Annotated in this window: 15 protein-coding genes; all 15 read right to left on the bottom strand. The window is 61.6% G+C overall.

The genetic code is table 11. The features are described 5' to 3' along the window. Positions 1-67: 67 nt before the first annotated feature. The 15 genes from ispD to bamA all read right to left on the bottom strand — a co-directional run bounded on the left by ispD (position 68) and on the right by bamA (position 18,679). Positions 68-775 carry a 2-C-methyl-D-erythritol 4-phosphate cytidylyltransferase gene (gene ispD / locus ACF8EF_RS24010; protein ID WP_176682770.1) on the bottom strand — a complete coding sequence of 236 codons (708 nt, stop codon included), beginning with the start codon at positions 773-775 and terminating at the stop codon, positions 68-70. Continuing rightward, the gene (ftsB, locus tag ACF8EF_RS24005; protein ID WP_004576849.1) at positions 772-1,053 is read right to left on the bottom strand and encodes a cell division protein FtsB; all 282 of its coding nucleotides are present in this window, start codon (positions 1,051-1,053) and stop codon (positions 772-774) included. The genes ispD and ftsB overlap by 4 nt, the downstream gene beginning before the upstream one ends. Before the next feature lie 168 nt (positions 1,054-1,221). Beyond that, positions 1,222-2,511 carry a phosphopyruvate hydratase gene (gene eno, locus ACF8EF_RS24000; RefSeq protein ID WP_176682769.1) on the bottom strand — a complete coding sequence of 430 codons (1,290 nt, stop codon included), beginning with the start codon at positions 2,509-2,511 and terminating at the stop codon, positions 1,222-1,224. Positions 2,512-2,665: 154 nt separating this feature from the next. Then, a complete protein-coding gene (kdsA, locus tag ACF8EF_RS23995) occupies positions 2,666-3,511 on the bottom strand; it encodes a 3-deoxy-8-phosphooctulonate synthase (protein WP_176682768.1) in 846 nt (281 codons plus the stop codon). A 3-nt stretch (positions 3,512-3,514) separates the two neighbouring features. Beyond that, positions 3,515-5,143, bottom strand: a complete 1,629-nt coding sequence (locus ACF8EF_RS23990; RefSeq protein ID WP_003252329.1) for a CTP synthase — start codon at positions 5,141-5,143, stop codon at positions 3,515-3,517. A gap of 267 nt (positions 5,144-5,410) precedes the next feature. Next, complete coding sequence (gene tilS / locus ACF8EF_RS23985) at positions 5,411-6,694, bottom strand: tRNA lysidine(34) synthetase TilS (protein ID WP_392460508.1); 1,284 nt, start codon at positions 6,692-6,694, stop codon at positions 5,411-5,413. 172 nt (positions 6,695-6,866) lie between these two features. Then, the gene (locus tag ACF8EF_RS23980) at positions 6,867-7,814 is read right to left on the bottom strand and encodes an acetyl-CoA carboxylase carboxyltransferase subunit alpha (RefSeq protein WP_014754274.1); all 948 of its coding nucleotides are present in this window, start codon (positions 7,812-7,814) and stop codon (positions 6,867-6,869) included. Positions 7,815-7,920: 106 nt separating this feature from the next. Further along, the gene (dnaE, locus tag ACF8EF_RS23975; RefSeq protein WP_209963988.1) at positions 7,921-11,445 is read right to left on the bottom strand and encodes a DNA polymerase III subunit alpha; all 3,525 of its coding nucleotides are present in this window, start codon (positions 11,443-11,445) and stop codon (positions 7,921-7,923) included. A 186-nt stretch (positions 11,446-11,631) separates the two neighbouring features. Further along, positions 11,632-12,255 carry a ribonuclease HII gene (gene rnhB / locus ACF8EF_RS23970; protein WP_176682765.1) on the bottom strand — a complete coding sequence of 208 codons (624 nt, stop codon included), beginning with the start codon at positions 12,253-12,255 and terminating at the stop codon, positions 11,632-11,634. A gap of 1 nt (position 12,256) precedes the next feature. Then, positions 12,257-13,384, bottom strand: a complete 1,128-nt coding sequence (lpxB, locus tag ACF8EF_RS23965) for a lipid-A-disaccharide synthase (RefSeq protein WP_392460509.1) — start codon at positions 13,382-13,384, stop codon at positions 12,257-12,259. A gap of 1 nt (position 13,385) precedes the next feature. After that, the gene (lpxA, locus tag ACF8EF_RS23960) at positions 13,386-14,162 is read right to left on the bottom strand and encodes an acyl-ACP--UDP-N-acetylglucosamine O-acyltransferase (protein ID WP_176682763.1); all 777 of its coding nucleotides are present in this window, start codon (positions 14,160-14,162) and stop codon (positions 13,386-13,388) included. Continuing rightward, entirely contained in the window at positions 14,159-14,599 is a 441-nt protein-coding gene (gene fabZ, locus ACF8EF_RS23955) for a 3-hydroxyacyl-ACP dehydratase FabZ (protein WP_003252314.1), read from the bottom strand. Before fabZ ends, lpxA begins: the two co-directional genes overlap by 4 nt. A gap of 114 nt (positions 14,600-14,713) precedes the next feature. Continuing rightward, entirely contained in the window at positions 14,714-15,769 is a 1,056-nt protein-coding gene (lpxD, locus tag ACF8EF_RS23950; protein ID WP_392488426.1) for a UDP-3-O-(3-hydroxymyristoyl)glucosamine N-acyltransferase, read from the bottom strand. Position 15,770: 1 nt separating this feature from the next. Beyond that, positions 15,771-16,274, bottom strand: coding sequence for an OmpH family outer membrane protein (locus tag ACF8EF_RS23945; RefSeq protein WP_209963978.1), 504 nt, complete (start codon positions 16,272-16,274; stop codon positions 15,771-15,773). Positions 16,275-16,318: 44 nt separating this feature from the next. Then, the gene (gene bamA / locus ACF8EF_RS23940) at positions 16,319-18,679 is read right to left on the bottom strand and encodes an outer membrane protein assembly factor BamA (RefSeq protein ID WP_176682760.1); all 2,361 of its coding nucleotides are present in this window, start codon (positions 18,677-18,679) and stop codon (positions 16,319-16,321) included. Positions 18,680-18,694 lie beyond the last annotated feature (15 nt).

Below are 18,694 nucleotides of genomic sequence, written 5' to 3'. Positions count from 1 at the left end.
CCCGATGTGTGTCCACCACCGTGGTAGGAGCGGGTTCACCCGCGAAGAGACCGGCACAGGCGAACGCTCAGCGTTTACCCGCCCAGCGCTGGCGCAACCATTCGAGATCTTCGGGCCGGGTCACCTTTATGTTGTCACTGCGCCCTTCCACCAGCCGCGGCGCCTGACCGGACCATTCGATGGCAGAAGCCTCGTCGGTCACCACCACATCCGACACCAGGCACTCGGCCAGCGCCCGGTGCAACGCCCCAAGGCGAAACATCTGTGGTGTGTACGCCTGCCAGATCGTGCTGCGGTCCACGGTAGCACTCACCCGGCCATGGCTGTCGGCGCGCTTGAGGGTATCGCGCGCCGGCACCGCCAGCAGTCCACCCACCGGGTCGTCCGCCAGCTCCGACAACAGCTTGTCCAGGTCGCCGCGCGCCAGGTTCGGCCGCGCGGCATCATGCACCAGTACCCAGTCGCTTTCAGCCGCCCCCTGGGCATGCAGCATCAGCAAGGCGTTAAGCACCGAGTCAGCTCGTTCACGCCCGCCCGCCGCACACTGGATGCGTGGGTCGCTGGCGTAGCGCAAGCCAGGCCAGTAAGGGTCATCTTCGGCAATGCTGACCACCACGCCTTTAAGCGCCGGGTGGCCAAGAAAACAGTCGAGGCTGTGCTCGAGAAGGGTCTGCCCAGCCAGCTCCAGGTATTGCTTGGGGCGGTCGGCAGCCATGCGGGCACCTACACCCGCCGCAGGAATCACGGCCCAGAAGGCCGGCAAGGTATCGATCATTTCTGTGGCAACTGGAAGAGGGTTTCGCCCTCTTTGACCATCCCCAATTCATGGCGGGCCCGTTCTTCAACGGTCTCCATGCCTTTTTTCAGCTCTAGCACTTCAGCATCGAGCACACGATTACGCTCGAGCAAACGCTCGTTTTCGGCATGCTGATCGGCAATCTGCTGCTTCAGTTCGGTCACTTGCGCCAGGCTGCCGTTACCCACCCACAGGCGGTACTGCAGGCCACCCAACAGCAAGAGCAGAACGAGGAACAACCAATAGGGACTGCGCATCACGTTATCCAGGTTAAAAAGGCTGCCGCGTACTTTTCACTTCGGGGCCTCGAATAGCACGAAGCCTGGCCGAGGCCAGGCTTCGTCGACAGAAACCCGTTAGTACGTAGGAAAGTTCAGTACGAACGTTCCTACAACTTCGGCTGCTGCCTTTTTACCATCTCTTGCTTAGCCGCGAAACTCGGCACGACCGCGGTAAACCGCTTTGGCACCCAGTTGCTCTTCGATGCGCAGCAGTTGGTTGTACTTGGAAACGCGGTCGGAACGGCACAGCGAACCGGTCTTGATCTGGCCAGCAGCAGTACCCACAGCCAGGTCGGCGATGGTCGAGTCCTCGGTTTCACCGGAACGGTGCGAGATCACTGCAGTGTAACCAGCAGCCTTGGCCATCTGGATGGCTTCCAGGGTTTCGGTCAGCGAGCCGATCTGGTTGAACTTGATCAGGATCGAGTTACCAATGCCCTTCTCGATGCCTTCCTTGAGGATCTTGGTGTTCGTCACGAACAGGTCGTCACCGACCAACTGGACTTTTTCACCGATCTTGTCAGTGAGGATTTTCCAGCCAGCCCAGTCGGACTCGTCCAGGCCGTCTTCGATCGAAATGATCGGGAAACGCTCGGTCAGGCCTTTCAGGTAGTCGGCGAAGCCTTCGGCGTCGAACGACTTGCCTTCGCCGGACAGGTTGTACTTGCCGTCTTCGTAGAATTCCGAAGCCGCGCAGTCCAGGGCCAGGGTCACGTCGGTGCCCAGCTTGTAGCCGGCTTTTTCGACAGCTTCGGCGATGGCGCCCAGGGCGTCTTCGTTGGACGCCAGGTTAGGGGCGAAACCACCTTCATCACCTACGGCGGTGTTCAGGCCACGAGCCTTCAGTACGGCCTTGAGGTGGTGGAAGATTTCGGTACCCATGCGCAGGCCGTCAGAGAAGGTCTTGGCGCCAACCGGCTGAACCATGAACTCCTGAATGTCGACGTTGTTGTCGGCGTGCTCACCACCGTTGATGATGTTCATCATCGGAACCGGCATCGAGTACTGGCCCGGGGTGCCGTTCAGGTTGGCGATGTGCGCGTACAGCGGCAGGTCCTGGTCCTGGGCAGCAGCTTTGGCGGCAGCCAGGGAAACAGCCAGGATGGCGTTGGCGCCCAGCTTGGCCTTGTTCTCGGTACCGTCCAGTTCGATCATGGCGCGGTCCAGAGCCTTCTGGTCGGAAGGATCCTTGCCCAGCAGCAGGTCGCGGATCGGGCCGTTGATGTTGGCGACGGCCTTCAGCACGCCCTTGCCCATGTAACGGCTCTTGTCGCCATCACGCAGCTCCAGCGCTTCGCGCGAGCCGGTAGAAGCACCGGACGGCGCGCAAGCGCTGCCGATGATACCGTTGTCGAGCAGTACATCGGCTTCCACAGTGGGGTTGCCACGCGAATCGAGAACTTCACGACCTTTGATGTCGACGATTTTTGCCATTGTTGTAAGCACTCCAGAATTTGACGAAAACAACTTAGCTTAGGAAATTCTTGCCGTTCACCGGGCGAACTTGCTTTGGGCAGGCCTGATGAAGGGAGCCCCTGACCGACTGGTCAGGGGTGGATCGGGCGGTACTTTACCCGAGAAATGAGCTTTACGCGGTTTCTACCGTCGGAAAACTTTTCACCAGGTCGTCCAATTGCTTGAGCTGGACCAGAAACGGCTCCAGTTTATCCAGGCGCAGGGCGCATGGGCCATCGCACTTGGCGTTGTCCGGATCGGGGTGGGCTTCGAGGAAAAGCCCGGCCAGGCCCTGACTCATGCCGGCCTTGGCCAGGTCGGTAACCTGGGCACGACGGCCGCCGGCGGAATCGGCGCGACCACCCGGCATCTGCAGGGCGTGGGTCACGTCGAAGAACACCGGGTATTCGAACTGCTTCATGATGCCGAAGCCCAGCATGTCGACCACCAGGTTGTTGTAGCCGAAGCTCGAACCACGCTCGCAGAGTATCAACTGGTCGTTACCGGCCTCCTCGCACTTGGCCAGGATGTGTTTCATTTCCTGAGGTGCGAGGAACTGAGCCTTCTTGATATTGATCACCACGCCGGTCTTGGCCATGGCCACCACCAGGTCAGTCTGCCGCGACAGGAAAGCCGGCAGCTGGATGATGTCGCATACCTTGGCGACGGGCTCGGCCTGGTAAGGCTCGTGCACGTCGGTGATCACCGGCACGTTGAAGGTGCGCTTGATCTCTTCGAAGATCTTCAGCCCCTCGTCCATGCCAGGGCCACGGTAGGACGTTACCGACGAACGGTTGGCCTTGTCGAAGCTGGCCTTGAACACATACGGGATACCGAGCTTCTCGGTAACCCGCACGTACTCTTCGCAGACCTTCATCGCCAGATCACGGGATTCCAGAACGTTCATGCCGCCGAACAGGACGAACGGCTTGTCGTTGGCGATCTCGATGTTACCGACGCGAATGATCTTCTGGGTCATCGATCAGGCCTTGTTCTTCTGAGCCAGGGCTGCCTTGACGAAGCCGCTGAACAGCGGGTGGCCGTCACGCGGGGTGGAGGTGAACTCCGGGTGGAACTGGCAAGCGACGAACCATGGGTGGTCCTTGGACTCGACCACTTCCACCAGCGCGCCGTCTTCGGAACGGCCGGAAACCACCAGACCAGCTTCCACCAGTTGTGGCAGCAGGTTGTTGTTCACTTCGTAGCGGTGACGGTGACGCTCGGTGATCACATCCTTGCCGTAGCAGTCGTGCACCTTGGAACCGGCAGCCAGCTGGCAGTCCTGTGCGCCCAGGCGCATGGTGCCGCCCAGGTCGGAAGCCTCGTCGCGGGTCTCGACGGCACCGGTGGCATCGGCCCACTCGGTGATCAGGCCGACCACTGGGTGGCCGCTGTTACGGTCGAACTCGGTGGAGTTGGCGTCTTTCCAGCCCATCACGTTACGGGCGAATTCGATGACGGCCACCTGCATGCCCAGGCAGATACCCAGGTACGGCACCTTGTTCTCACGGGCGTATTGCACCGCAGTGATCTTGCCTTCCACACCGCGCAGGCCGAAACCGCCCGGTACCAGGATGGCATCGGCGCCTTCGAGCAGGCTGGTGCCCTGGTTCTCGATGTCTTCCGAGTCGATGTAACGCAGGTTGACCTTGGTCCGGTTGGTGATGCCGGCGTGGCTCATCGCTTCGATCAGCGACTTGTACGCATCCAGCAGCTCCATGTACTTGCCGACCATGGCGATGGTCACTTCGTGCTCCGGGTTGAGCTTGGCATCGACCACCTTGTCCCACTCGGACAGGTCGGCGCCATTGCACTGCAGGCCGAAGCGCTCGACGACGAAGTCGTCCAGGCCCTGAGCATGCAGTACGCCCGGGATCTTGTAGATGGTGTCGACGTCTTCCAGCGAAATCACCGCACGCTCTTCAACGTTGGTGAACAGCGCGATCTTGCGACGCGACGAAGCATCGACCGGGTGGTCGGAGCGGCAGATCAGCACGTCAGGCTGCAGGCCGATGGAGCGCAGCTCCTTGACCGAGTGCTGGGTCGGCTTGGTCTTGGTTTCGCCAGCGGTGGCGATGTACGGGACCAGGGTCAGGTGCATCAGCATGGCACGCTTGGAGCCCACTTCGACGCGCAGCTGGCGAATCGCCTCGAGGAACGGCTGCGACTCGATATCACCCACGGTACCGCCGATCTCCACCAGGGCCACGTCGGCATCGCCGGCACCCTTGATGATGCGACGCTTGATTTCGTCGGTGATGTGCGGGATGACCTGGATGGTCGCGCCCAGATAATCACCACGACGCTCTTTGCGCAGCACGTGCTCGTAGATACGGCCGGTGGTGAAGTTGTTGTTCTGGGTCATGGTGGTGCGGATGAACCGCTCGTAGTGCCCCAGGTCGAGGTCGGTCTCGGCGCCATCGTGGGTGACGAACACTTCACCGTGCTGGAACGGGCTCATGGTGCCCGGGTCGACGTTGATGTACGGATCCAGCTTGAGCATGGTGACCTTCAGGCCCCGCGCTTCCAGGATGGCCGCCAGGGAAGCCGAGGCAATGCCTTTCCCCAATGAAGAAACAACACCGCCCGTGACGAATATGTAGCGCGTCATGAAAAACCCTAGAAGTCTGCGTTAAGGCGGCCAGCGCCGCCGGAGAAAGCGAAGGAAGGCCGAAGCCCCCGATCACCTGCGTCAATCACAGTGCATCTCGAAAAACTGCCGCGTCTGTACAGCCAGGGTATACCCGGCATGGCGTTCGCTCGTCATTTCCAGAATCAGCTCGGCAAAAAACTGCTTGGTAATCGGCAACCCCTGTGTTTTCGCGGAACCCACAGAAGTTGTATCAAGAAGGGAGGGTAGTCTACCGGAATGTACCCTTCAGCTCAAACCTTGCGCGTTCGTCGGTAACTGCCAGTGCAGTTGGCAATCCGCCCTCACCAGCCCGGGCAGGTTGGCCACCGCCAGCAGGCAATCGTCGCTATATAGCAAGGGCAGGCGCGAGCGCAGGAAATGCGGCACTTGCTGCTCGTTTAACAGGCGCTTGAGGTCACGCCGGCCTCGGCCGGGAACCTCCAGCATTTCACCACCCTGACGGTAGTCAATGCGCAACCCGCCCGGCACGGCTGCGCCGACAAGACGCACGCAACCATTGCCCGGCAACCGCAGCGGCCCATCAGGGTCGGGCCAGGCCAGCGAGCCAGCGGGTTGCTGTAGCCAATCACCGCTCAACCACCAGATGCGCCCGTGGCTACGCACCAACCGCCCATCGGCAAGCCGCCAGACTGGCCGGGCATCGGCGGCGGCATCGCGCAGGTCTGCCCAGCCGGCCCAGTGCCGGGTATCGGGCAAACGGGTGCGCTGGCTTAGCCAGTACTGCAAGGCATTGCGCTGACGGGCTGGCGATAGCGCTACCAGGGTGGCCAGGTCGAGGGAATCCAGCCCCGGCCAGGCGATGGGCGCCCCCTTACGCGCAAGCGCCAGATCCTCCTGGGCCAGTTCGTCCAGCAAACCCAGCGCCTCACCCAGATGCTCTGCTGCACGGGCGAAGTTCTGGCTGGCCTGAGGCCAACGTTGCTGCAAGTGCGGCATCACTTCGCCGCGCAGGTAGTTGCGGGCGAATTGTGTGTCGGCGTTTGACGGGTCTTCGATCCAGACCAACCCTTGGGCTTTGCCGTAGTCCTGCAACTGCTGCCGCGAACAACCCAGCAACGGCCTGACCAGGCTGCCCTGCCCTAATGCCCGCTGCACCGGCATGGCTGCCAGGCCCCGCAGGCCGGCGCCGCGCAACAGGCGGAACAGCAGAGTCTCGGCCTGGTCGTCGCGGTGCTGGCCGGTGAACAGGATGTCGCCTGGGCCGAGCGCTTGCCTGAAGGCGGCATAGCGGGCATCTCGGGCCGCCTGCTCCAGGCTGGCGCCGGGGCTGACCTGGACGTGAATGACGTGGAGTTCGATGCAAAGATTGTCGCAGACGGCTTGGCAATGAGCAGGCCAGGCGTCAGCAGCGGACTGCAGGCCATGGTGGACATGAATGGCACGCAGCGGTGGGGAAACGTGATTGCGGGCGTAATCGGCCAGCAGGTGCAGGAGGACGGTGGAATCGAGGCCGCCGGAGAAGGCGACGTGCCAGGTGGGGGCGTTGAGCCAAGGAGTGAGGTTGATCATCTAGCCCTCGCTCGATTCCAGAAAGCATTCGCGGGCATGCCCGCTCCCACATGCACGGCGCAAGCCTCAAGGACAGCGCAATACCTGTAGGAGCGGGTCTACCCGCGAACACCAGCGAAGCCGGTGCCGTCAATCACAAGGGCCACAAAACGGCCCCCGGGGCAAATCAGAATCAGAGGCCGTAGCTCATCAGGCGCTCGTAGCGACGGGCCAGCAGCGCGTCGTTGTCGAACTTGCCGAGCATGTCCAGCTGCTGCACCAGATCGGCACGGATGCTTTCGGACATCTGGGCCGGATCACGGTGGGCGCCGCCCAGCGGCTCCTGGATGACCTTGTCGACAATGTTCAGGCTCTTCAGGCGCTCGGCGGTGATGCCCATGGCCTCGGCCGCGTCTGCTGCCTTGTCGGCGGTTTTCCACAGAATCGACGCACACCCTTCCGGCGAGATAACCGAGTAGGTGGAGTACTGCAGCATGTTCAGTTGGTCGCACACGCCAATGGCCAGTGCCCCACCGGAACCACCCTCACCAATCACGGTCGCGATGATCGGGGTTTTCAGGCGTGCCATGACCCGCAGGTTCCAGGCAATGGCTTCACTCTGGTTACGTTCTTCGGCGTCGATGCCCGGGTAGGCGCCCGGCGTGTCGATGAAGGTCAGGATCGGCATCTTGAAGCGTTCGGCCATTTCCATCAGGCGACAGGCCTTGCGGTAGCCTTCCGGGCGCGGCATGCCGAAGTTGCGACGCACTTTCTCGCGCACTTCACGGCCCTTCTGGTGGCCAATGACCATGACCGGCTTGCCGTCCAGACGCGCAGTACCACCCACGATGGCGGCGTCGTCAGAGAAGTGACGGTCCCCGTGCAGTTCTTCGAACTCGGTGAAGATGTGCTCCAGGTAGTCCAGGGTGTAAGGACGACGCGGGTGACGGGCCAGGCGGGCGATCTGCCAGCTGGTCAGGTTGCCGAAGATGCTTTCGGTCAGGGTGTTGCTCTTGTCTTGCAGACGGGCAATTTCATCGCTGATGTTCAGCGAGTTGTCGTTACCCACCAGGCGCAGGCCTTCGATCTTGGCTTGCAGGTCGGCAATCGGCTGTTCGAAATCGAGGAAATTCGGGTTCATAGTCATCCGTCTTGGGTCTACGGCCAGGCGGCCGGCCGGTTGATCCGTTTGGCGCCATACCTTAAGGGATCAGGCGCATTCAGGTCGAGATTAAATTTTTGTCGGTTCAACGATATTGCAGGAAGACGTTCTCACGCCCGAACTGGTCACGCAGCGCCTGAATCAGGCCATCGGCCGGGTCGATCGCCCACTGCTCGCCAAACTGCAGCATGGCCTTGGCGTCGCTGCCGGTGTACTCCAGCGTGATCGGGCAAGCACCACGATGGCGGGTGATCAGCTCGCCCAGCCACTTCAGCCGGTCGCCTTTCAGTGCGTCGTGCGCCACCTTCAGGCGCAGGCTCTCGGCCAGCTTGGTGCGCGCGTCTTCCATGGTCATCACCTGCTTCACCCGCAGGCGCAAGCCCCCGGAGAAGTCGTCATTGCTGACCTCGCCTTCCACCACCACCATGGCATCGGTCTGCAGCAAGGACTGTGCCGCCATGAAGGCATCGGCAAACAGCGATGCCTCGATCCGCCCGGAACGGTCATCCAGGGTGACGAAGCCCATCTTGTCGCCCTTCTTGTTCTTCATCACCCGTAGGGCAATGATCATGCCGGCGATGGTCTGGGTTTCGCGCGACGGCTTGAGGTCGACGATGCGCTGGCGGGCGAAGCGGCGAATCTCGGCCTCGTACTCGTCGATCGGGTGGCCGGTCAGGTACAGGCCCAGGGTGTCTTTCTCTCCCTTCAGACGCTCCTTGAGGGTGAGCTCGCGCACCTTGCGATGGTTGGCGTAGACGTCGACATCTGCCGCGTCGAACATGCCGCCGAACAGGTCGACATGGCCACTGTCAGCGGTGTGCGCAGCCTGCTCGGCTGCCTTGATGGCCTCGCCCAGCGCCGACAGCAAGGTTGCCCGGTTGATGTCGATATTGGCGTGGTAGGCCTTGATCTCGTCATGGAAGTGCGGGCCAAGGCGGTCCAGCGCGCCACTGCGCACCAGTGCATCAAGGGTACGCTTGTTGACCCGCTTGAGGTCGATGCGTTCACAGAAATCGAACAGGTCCTTGAACGGACCGCCTTGGGCACGGGCTTCGACAATCGCCTCCACCGGGCCTTCGCCGACGCCCTTGATGGCGCCAAGGCCGTAGACGATCCGGCCGTCGTTGTTGACGGTGAACTTGAAGTCCGAGAAGTTCACGTCCGGCGCGTCGAGGCGCAGCTTCATGCTGCGCACCTCCTCCACCAGCACCACCACCTTGTCGGTGTTGTGCATATCCGCCGACAGGACCGCAGCCATGAACGGCGCCGGGTAGTGGGTTTTCAGCCAGGCGGTCTGGTACGACACCAGACCATAGGCGGCGGAGTGGGATTTGTTGAAGCCGTAGCCAGCGAACTTTTCTACCAGGTCGAAGATGTTACCGGCGAGGTCCGCATCGATATTGTTGGCCACGCAACCTTCGATGAAACCACCGCGCTGCTTGGCCATCTCCTCGGGCTTTTTCTTACCCATGGCCCGACGCAGCATGTCGGCACCACCCAGGGTATAACCTGCCATCACCTGGGCGATCTGCATCACCTGTTCCTGGTACAGGATGATGCCGTAGGTCGGCGCCAGTACTGGCTTGAGGCCTTCGTACTGGTAGTCGGAGTGCGGGTAGGCCAGCTCGGCGCGGCCGTGCTTGCGGTTGATGAAGTCGTCCACCATGCCCGATTGCAGCGGGCCCGGGCGGAACAGCGCAACCAGTGCGATCAGGTCTTCCAGGCAGTCGGGCTTGAGCTTCTTGATCAGCTCCTTCATGCCGCGCGATTCAAGCTGGAACACCGCCGTGGTTTCGGCCTTCTGCAGCAGCTCGTAGGTCTTGCGGTCGTCCAGCGGAATGAAGTCGATGTTGAGGTCGGGCAGGTTCTTCTTGGCCTGCTCGCGGTTGATGATCTCCATCGCCCACTTGATGATGGTCAAGGTACGCAGGCCGAGGAAGTCGAACTTCACCAGGCCGGCGGCCTCGACGTCATCCTTGTCGAACTGGGTTACCAGGCCACCACCCTCTTCATCACAGGCGATCGGCGAAAAGTCGGTGAGCTTGGTCGGTGCGATAACCACACCACCGGCGTGCTTGCCGGTGCCCCGGGTCACACCCTCCAGCTTCAGGGCCATGTCCCAGATTTCACGGGCGTCTTCGTCGCCCTTGAGGAAGTCACGCAGGATCTCTTCCTGCTCGTAGGCCTTCTCCAGGGTCATGCCCACTTCGAAGGGGATCATCTTCGACAGGCGGTCGGCCAGGCCATAGGATTTGCCTTGCACCCGCGCCACGTCACGCACCACCGCCTTGGCGGCCATGGTACCGAAGGTGATGATCTGGCTCACCGCATTACGGCCGTAGGCCTCGGCTACGTAGTCGATCACCCGGTCACGGCCGTCCATGCAGAAGTCGACGTCGAAGTCGGGCATGGAAACACGTTCAGGGTTGAGGAAGCGCTCGAACAGCAGGTCGTAGGCCAGCGGGTCGAGGTCGGTGATCTTCAGTACATAGGCCACCAGCGAGCCAGCACCCGAGCCGCGGCCCGGGCCAACCGGTACATCGTTGTTCTTGGCCCACTTGATGAAGTCCATAACAATCAGGAAGTAACCGGGGAAGCCCATCTGGATGATGATGTCCAGTTCAAACTTCAGGCGATCCAGGTAGACCTGACGCTTTTCTTCATAATTGGGCGTGGTCTCTTTCGGCCACAGCACCGCCAGGCGCTCTTCCAGGCCTTCGTGGGACACATGCCGCAGGTAGTCGTCGATGCCCATGCCGTTGGGCGTGGGGAAGTCAGGCAGGAAGTACTTGCCCAGCTGCACCTGGATGTTGCAGCGCTTGGCGATCTCGACGGTGTTGGCGATGGCGTCGGGCAGGTCACTGAACAGCTCGGCCATTTCCTCGGCCGACTTCAGGTACTGCTGGTCGCTGTAGCAACGCGGACGGCGCGGGTCGTCGAGGGTCCATCCCTCGCCAATGCATACGCGGGTTTCGTGGGCGTCGAAGTCCGTTTGCTTGATGAAACGCACGTCGTTGGTAGCCACCAGCGGGGCGCCAAGCTTGTCGGCCAACGCCACCGCCGCATGCACGTATTCCTCGTCGCGTGCGCGATTGGTGCGCTGCACTTCAACGTAGAAGCGCTCGGGGAACATGCCCATCCAGTCTTGAAGTAGCGCTTCGGCTTCATCTTGCCGCCCAGCCAGCAAGGCCATGCCGATGTCGCCTTCCTTACCCGCGGACAGGGCAATCAGGCCCTCGCTGGCCGGCGCGATCCATTCACGCTGGAGGATGACCAGGCCATTGCGCTGGCCATCGGTCCAGCCGCGCGAGATCAGTTCGGTAAGGTTGCGATAGCCCTTGGGGTCCATGGCCAGGAAGCAGATGCGCGACAGCGGGGCTTCCGGGTCGGCGCCGGCCAGCCACAGGTCGGCACCGCAGATCGGTTTGATACCGGCGCCCATGGCAGTCTTGTAGAACTTCACCAGCGAGCACATGTTGCTCTGATCGGTGATGGCGACCGCCGGCATGTTCATCCCGGTCAGTGCCTTGGCCAGCGGCTTGATCCGCACCAGGCCGTCAACCAGCGAGAATTCAGAGTGGACGCGCAGGTGAACGAAGGAAACCGACATGGAAGATCCTGTAGCAGTGCTTAACGACAAGGGCGGGATTGTAGCCTAACTAGGGGCTTTTTTTGGGGCTGCTTTGCAGCCCTTCGCGGGCACGCCCGCTCCCACAGGTACGGCCCCGCTGCTCAGACCGATGAATCCTGTGGGAGCGGGCGTGCCCGCGAAGGGCCGCAAAGCGGCCCCAATAGGTCAGATCAGGGAATCGGTGACGCCTTCGCGCGCTTCCCAGGCCGCCCGCACAGGGGCGAAGGATCGCCGATGAATGGGCGTAGGCCCAAGGCGCGCCAAGGCCTCGAGATGCACCGGGGTCGGGTAGCCCTTGTGCCCGCCAATGCCATACCCCGGGTAGATCAGTTCGAAGGCGCTCATCTCCCGATCACGGGTCACCTTGGCCAGGATCGATGCCGCTGCAATGGCCGGCACCTGGCTATCCCCCTTGACCACCGGTGCTGCCGGCACAGCCAGCTTCGGGCAGCGATTGCCATCGATCAGGGCCAGCTTCGGCGTAATGTGCAAGCCCTCCACTGCCCGCTGCATGGCCAGCATGGTGGCCTGCAGGATGTTCAGGCTGTCGATTTCCTCGACCTCGGCGCGGGCGATGCAGAAGCTCAAGGCCTTTTCGCAGATCTCGTCGAACAGCGCCTCACGCTTGGCTTCGGTGAGCTTCTTCGAGTCGTTCAGACCGAGAATCGGCCGCGCAGGATCAAGAATCACCGCCGCCGTGACCACCGCGCCACACAGCGGGCCACGGCCCACTTCGTCAACGCCGGCGACCAGGTCTTCTACCAGGTTGAAGTCCAGTCCAATTTGCATGTCAGCGGTCCTTGAGCAGGGCCAGTACCGCCTCGGCCGCCTGATTGGAGGCGTCACGGCGCAGGGTGCGGTGAATTTCGTCGAAACGTTCGGTCTGATGGCTTCCATCGCGTACCAGCGGCGCCAAGGTGTTGGCCAGCGCTTCGCTGGTAGCGTCGTCTTGCAGCAACTCGGGCACCAGCTCTCGCTGGGCCAGCAGGTTCGGCAATGACACGTAAGGGCTTTTCACCAGACGCTTGAGAATCCAGTAGGTCAAGGGCGCAAGGCGGTACGCCACCACCATCGGCCGCTTGTACAGCAGCGCCTCGAGGGTAGCGGTGCCCGAGGCGATCAGCACCGCGTCACAGGCCGCCAGGGCTTGGTGCGACTGGCCATCGAGCAGGGTCAGCGGCAGTTGGCGCCCTTCCAGCATCTGCTCGATCTGGGCACGCCGCGTGGCGTTGGCGCAGGGCAACACGAAGCGCACACCCGGCACTTGTTGGCAGAGGCGCTCGGCGGCGTCGAGGAATAACGCGCCCAGGCGCCCTACTTCGCCGCCCCGGCTGCCCGGCATCAGTGCCACCACCGGCCCCTCACCCAGGCCCAGCGTGGCACGCGCGGCCGGGCGGTCGGTTTCAAGCGGGATGGTGTCTGCCAGCGGGTGGCCGACAAAACGCACTGGCACACCCTGCTCTTCGTAGAACCGCGCCTCGAACGGCAGCAGCGTCAGCATCAGGTCGCAGCCTTCGCGAATCTTCAGCACGCGCTTCTGCCGCCAGGCCCACACTGACGGGCTGACATAGTGGACGGTCTTGATCCCGGCCTGACGCAGCTTCAGCTCGATATTGAGGGTGAAGTCAGGGGCGTCGATGCCGATGAATACGTCGGGCTTTTCTTCGATCAGGGTCTGGATCAGCAACTTGCGGCGCTTGAGCAGCTCACGCAGGCGCCCCAACACCTCGACCAGCCCCATGACGGCGAGACGTTCCATGGGGAAATAGGATTGCAGGCCTTCGGCCTCCATCAAAGGCCCGCCAACCCCGATGAAACGTACGTCGGGGTGGCGCGCCTTCAGGGCACGCATCAAGCCTGAACCAAGAATATCGCCACTGGCCTCACCGGCGACCAGCGCTACGCAAAGCTGGGCCATATCAGCGTGTGATGCCGCGAGCGGAGCTCAGGATCGACTGACGGAACAGCTCGACCTCGGGGTGCTGCGCAGCGGGTTCGGCCAGCTCCTTGAGCGCGTCTTCTACGGTCAGGCCCTGACGGTAGACAATCTTGTAGCAACGACGCAGCACATGGATCACCTCGTCGCTGAAACCGCGGCGGCGCATGCCCTCGAAGTTCATGCTGCGGGCTTCGGCCGGGCTGCCGAACACGGTCACGAAGGCCGGAACGTCCTTGCCAATCGCCGTGCCCATACCGGAAAACGCGTGGGCGCCAATGTGGCAGTACTGGTGAACCAGGGTGTAACCGGACAGGATCGCCCAGTCACCCACATGTACATGACCTGCCAGCGCCGTGTTGTTGACCAGGATGCAGTGGTTGCCGATGACACTGTCGTGGCCAATGTGGGCATAGGCCATGATCAGGTTGTGGTCACCCACGGTGGTTTCCGCGCGATCCTGAACAGTACCGCGGTGGATGGTCACCCCTTCGCGAATGACATTGTGATCGCCGATCACCAGGCGCGTCGGCTCACCCTTGTACTTAAGGTCCGGGGTGTCTTCACCGATGGAAGAGAACTGGAAGATACGGTTGTGCTTGCCGATGCGGGTCGGGCCTTTAAGCACAACATGCGGGCCGATAACGGTGCCCTCCCCGATTTCCACATCAGGGCCAACGATCGACCAAGGGCCGACCTCGACGCCGTCGGCCAGCTTGGCCGACGGATCGATAATGGCCCGAGGATCAATCGAATTCATAGGGAGCGTTCCGCGCAGGTGATTTCTGCCGAGCAGACCGGCTTGCCGTCGACCAGGGCGCGGCACTCGAACTTCCAGATCATGCTTTTACGGCTGAGGAACTTGGCTTCCAGCACAAGCTGGTCACCCGGCAGAACCGGCTGACGGAAACGCAGTTTGTCGGAACCGACAAAGTAGTACAGGGTGCCATCGGCCGGCTTGGCATCGAGCATCTTGAAACCAAGGATGCCGGCCGCCTGGGCCATGGCTTCGATGATCAGGACACCCGGCATGATCGGGTGTGCCGGGAAGTGGCCATTGAAAAACGGCTCGTTGATGCTGACATTCTTGTAGGCACGAATGCTCTGGGCCTCGAAGTCCAGATCCGTCACACGATCTACCAGCAGGAACGGGTAGCGGTGAGGCAGGTATTCGCGAATCTCGTTGATGTCCATCATTTCGGTGGGGAAGCCTGTAATAAGAATAGGGAGCGCAGGTGCTGACCACACGCTCCTTTTGCAATCCAAAGAGGAGCCAGCTAGCGACTGTTCACTCTTGCTCAGGGAATGGTATCAGCCTTCTGATGTCGGCAGGCCACCTGAGGTCACGGTATCGACGCGTTTTTCCAGCTGCTGGAGACGCTTGGCCATGTCGTCCAGGTGGCGGATACGCGCGGCGCTCTTGCGCCAGTCAGCCAGCGGCTGCATGGCAGTGCCGGAAGAATAGGCACCCGGTTCGGTGATCGAACGGGTTACCATGGTCATCCCGGACACGAAAACGTTATCACAGACATCGATATGGCCGACCATGCCGACACCGCCGGCAATGGTGCAGTGCTTGCCAATGCGCGTGCTACCGGAAATCCCGACGCAAGCGGCCATGGCCGTGTGCTCGCCGATCTGCACGTTATGGGCGATCTGGATCTGGTTGTCGAGCTTGACCCCGTCAGCGATCCGCGTGTCCGACAAAGCACCGCGGTCGACAGCAGTGTTGACGCCGATTTCCACGTCATCACCGATGGTCACGCCACCGATCTGGGCGATCTTGCGCCACACACCCTTCTCGTTGGCAAAGCCGAAACCTTCACCGCCAATCACCGCCCCCGACTGAATGACCACGCGCTTGCCGATGGTCACGTCATGGTACAGGGTGACCCGCGGTGCCAGCCAACCACCCTCGCCGATCACGCAACGCGCGCCGACCACGCAGTGTGCACCCACAGTGACATTGGCCGCGATACGCGCACCGCTTTCGATGACCGCGAACGGCCCGATGCTGGCACTGGCATCCACCTGCGCGTCCTCAGCCACCACGGCGCTGGGATGAACACCCGCCACAGCCTTGGGTTTGGGGTCGAACAGGTGGGAAATGCGTGCGTAGGCCAGGTACGGATCGGCGACGATCAGTGCATTGCCGGCAAAGCCTTCGGCATCCGCCGCCTTGAGCAGCACTGCGGCCGCCTGGCTGTCATCCAGGAATTTTCGGTACTGCGGGTTGGCGAGGAAGCTCAACTGACCGGGGCCAGCCTCCTGCAAGGTGGCCAGCCCGGTAATCTGCAGCGTCTCGGGCCCTTTGAGGGTGGCTCCGAGTGCCTCGGCCAGCTGGCCTAACGTCATGGTCACACTCATATCAACGGGCTTGGTTCATGCGCTCGATGACTTGGCGGGTGATGTCATACTGAGGTTTGACATCGATGACCGCACCACGCTCGAGGACCAGGTCGTAGCCGCCCTTCTTGATCACTGCCTCGACAGCACCATCCAGCTTCGGCTTCAGTTGCTTGAGCATGTCGCGATCAGCAACGGCCTTCGCTTCGTTCAATTCCTTGGACTGGAACTGGAAGTCCCGGGCCTTTTGCTTGAACTCGAGCTCCAGGCGCTCACGCTCCTGCTGCTGCATCTTGTCGCCGCCCTTGATCAGGCGGTCCTGGATGCCCTTGGCACTGCTTTCCAGGTTTTTCAGCTTGGTCAGTTGCGGACCGAATTTCTTCTCGGCATCAACCGCATACTTCTTGGCGGCATCCGACTCGAGCAGGGCCATCTGGTAGTTCAGGACGGCAACCTTCATTTCGGCGAAAGCCGGGGTGGCGACCAGCGCCGCGGCCACTACGGCCAATTGAGCCAATTTACGCACGATGCACTCCTGGATAAACCGTTGTCATTAAGCAAGGGCCGACCTTAGAAGGTCTGGCCCAGAGAGAATTGGAACACCTGGGTATCGGCATCGTCCGGCTTCTTGACCGGCATTGCCAGGCTGAAGCTCAGCGGGCCCAGTGCGGTAATCCAGGTCACGCCCAGGCCGACCGAACTGGCCATGCCCGAGAACCCGACCTTCTCGCAATCAGGTTTGTTGCCGCAATTGGTGTCGAACACGTTACCCACGTCCCAGAACACGGAGGTGCGCAGTGAACGCTGGTCCTTGACGAACGGCAGCGGGAACAGCAGCTCGGCGCCGCCTTGCACCAGCACGTTACCACCAAACGGCAACGGATCCTGATCCGGGTCGCGAATAGTGCCCGGCTTGCCGCCGTCGGCCTCGCCGCGACTAGGCGTACTGCGTGGGCCCAGGCTGCTGTCCTTGAAGCCACGGACAGAGTTGAAACCGCCCGCGAAATAGTTCTCGTAGAACGGCAGGCCGGAGGTGCTGCCGTAACCATCACCATAGCCCAGCTCGGTATGCAGGCGCAGGGTGTAGTCGTTGGTGATCGGCTTGAACAGCTGGCCACGGTAGTCAAGCTTGAAGAACGACAGGTCGCTGCCCGGAACAGTGGACTCCAGGGTCAGGCTTTGCGAGTGGCCACGGGTGGCCAACACGCCTTTGTTCAGGGTCGACTCGGACCAGCCGATCGAGGCCTTGAAGTTCAGGAAGTTGTCACCTTCCTGCTCGAGGAAGTCGAAGATCTCGTCAACGGTGTACTTGCCGGTCTTGATCTTGTCCTGCTGCACGCTCAGGCCGTAGGTCAGGCGCGAGGTCTCGCTGATCGGATAGCCCAGGCTGACGCCCGCACCGTAGCTGTCCACCGCATAGCTGGCAACGTCGACGTCGAGGTCGTCGTAATCGGTGCTGCGGTAGAAGGCGTTGTAGCCCAGGCTGACGCCATCGGCAGTGAAGTAGGGATCAACGAAGCCGAAGTTGTAGCGGGTCTGGTATTCCGAGCGGGTCAGGCCGACGGACACTTTGTTACCGGTACCGAGGAAGTTGCTCTGGCTGATCGAGCCACCGAGGATCAGGCCGGCGCTCTGGGCGAAACCGACGCTGGCGGTGATCGAACCGGAGGCCTGCTCTTCGACGCTGTAGTTCACGTCCACCTGGTCGTCGGTGCCAGGTACCTGAGGGGTCTCGACGTTGACTTCCTTGAAGTAACCCAGCCGCTCCAGACGGGTCTTGGACTGGTCGATCAGGTAGGTCGAAGCCCAGCCACCTTCCATCTGGCGCATTTCGCGGCGCAGCACTTCGTCTTCGGTCTTGGTGTTGCCGCGGTAGTTGATGCGGTTGACGTAGGCACGCTTGCCCGGGTCGACCACGAACATGATGTCGACCGTGTGGTCCTGGTCGTTCGGCTGTGGCACACCGTTGACGTTGGCAAAGGTGTAGCCTTCGTTACCCAAGCGACGGGTGATCAGCTCGGATGTGCTGGTCATCACCTTGCGCGAGAATACCTGGCCCGGCTGCACCAGCAGCAGCGACTTGACCTGGTCTTCCGGCACCTTGAGGTCGCCGGACAGCTTCACGTCGCGAACGGTGTATTTCTCGCCTTCGTTGATGTTGACGGTGATGTAGACGTGCTTCTTGTCCGGCGTGATGGACACCTGGGTGGAGGCGATGTCCATGTTGATGTAGCCGCGGTCCAGGTAATAGGAACGCAGACGCTCCAGGTCACCGGAGAGTTTTTCACGGGCGTACTTGTCGTCGTTCTTGAAGAACGACAGCCAGTTGGTGGTCTTCAGCTCGAACAGCTGCCCCAGGGTCTCATCATCGAATACGTTGTTGCCAACGACGTTGATGTGCTGGATGGCGGCGACGGTGCCTTCGTTGATCTTGATCTTCAGCGCCACGCGGTTGCGCGGCTGCGGCACCACTTCGGCGTCTACCTCGGCCGAGTAGCGCCCCTGGGCCACGTACTGGCGCTGCAGCTCGTTACGCACGCCTTCGAGGGTGGCACGCTGGAAGATCTCGCCTTCGGCCAGGCCCGATTGCTTCAGGCCCTTCATCAGGTCTTCGGTGCTGATCGCCTTGTTGCCTTCAATCTCGATGCTCGACACCGACGGGCGCTCGACCACGTTGATGATCAGCACATTGCCATCACGGCTCAACTGGATGTCCTGGAAGAACCCGGTCTTGAACAAGGAACGAGTCGAGTCCACCAGGCGGCGGTCGTCGGCCTGGTCACCAACGTTCAGCGGCAAGGCACCGAACACACTGCCGGCGGAAACCCGCTGCAGGCCGTTGACGCGAATATCGGAGATGGTGAAGGACTCGGCGTGAACTTCAGCGATCATCAGTGCGGACATGACCGCAGTTAGCAGCAGACGTTTCATGAAGTCCTTTTATTC

Origin of the sequence: Pseudomonas sp. zjy_15 (assembly GCF_043101865.1) — a bacterium.
Classification (GTDB): Bacteria; Pseudomonadota; Gammaproteobacteria; order Pseudomonadales; family Pseudomonadaceae; genus Aquipseudomonas; species Aquipseudomonas putida_Y.
Note: the sequence above shows the minus strand (reverse complement) of the source record. Positions and strands in the feature narration are given on the sequence as shown.

Bases quoted from the DNA above. Each gene is read 5' to 3' on its own strand.
- ACF8EF_RS23990 (WP_003252329.1), bottom strand. From the start codon at position 5,143: ATGACGCGCTACATATTCGTCACGGGCGGTGTTGTTTCTTCATTGGGG.
- lpxD (WP_392488426.1), bottom strand. From the start codon at position 15,769: ATGAGTGTGACCATGACGTTAGGCCAGCTGGCCGAGGCACTCGGAGCC.
- dnaE (WP_209963988.1), bottom strand. From the start codon at position 11,445: ATGTCGGTTTCCTTCGTTCACCTGCGCGTCCACTCTGAATTCTCGCTG.
- ispD (WP_176682770.1), bottom strand. From the start codon at position 775: ATGATCGATACCTTGCCGGCCTTCTGGGCCGTGATTCCTGCGGCGGGT.
- tilS (WP_392460508.1), bottom strand. From the start codon at position 6,694: ATGATCAACCTCACTCCTTGGCTCAACGCCCCCACCTGGCACGTCGCC.
- eno (WP_176682769.1), bottom strand. From the start codon at position 2,511: ATGGCAAAAATCGTCGACATCAAAGGTCGTGAAGTTCTCGATTCGCGT.
- bamA (WP_176682760.1), bottom strand. From the start codon at position 18,679: ATGAAACGTCTGCTGCTAACTGCGGTCATGTCCGCACTGATGATCGCT.
- ftsB (WP_004576849.1), bottom strand. From the start codon at position 1,053: ATGCGCAGTCCCTATTGGTTGTTCCTCGTTCTGCTCTTGCTGTTGGGT.
- ACF8EF_RS23980 (WP_014754274.1), bottom strand. From the start codon at position 7,814: ATGAACCCGAATTTCCTCGATTTCGAACAGCCGATTGCCGACCTGCAA.
- fabZ (WP_003252314.1), bottom strand. From the start codon at position 14,599: ATGATGGACATCAACGAGATTCGCGAATACCTGCCTCACCGCTACCCG.
- lpxA (WP_176682763.1), bottom strand. From the start codon at position 14,162: ATGAATTCGATTGATCCTCGGGCCATTATCGATCCGTCGGCCAAGCTG.
- kdsA (WP_176682768.1), bottom strand. From the start codon at position 3,511: ATGACCCAGAAGATCATTCGCGTCGGTAACATCGAGATCGCCAACGAC.
- rnhB (WP_176682765.1), bottom strand. From the start codon at position 12,255: ATGCAAATTGGACTGGACTTCAACCTGGTAGAAGACCTGGTCGCCGGC.
- lpxB (WP_392460509.1), bottom strand. From the start codon at position 13,384: ATGGCCCAGCTTTGCGTAGCGCTGGTCGCCGGTGAGGCCAGTGGCGAT.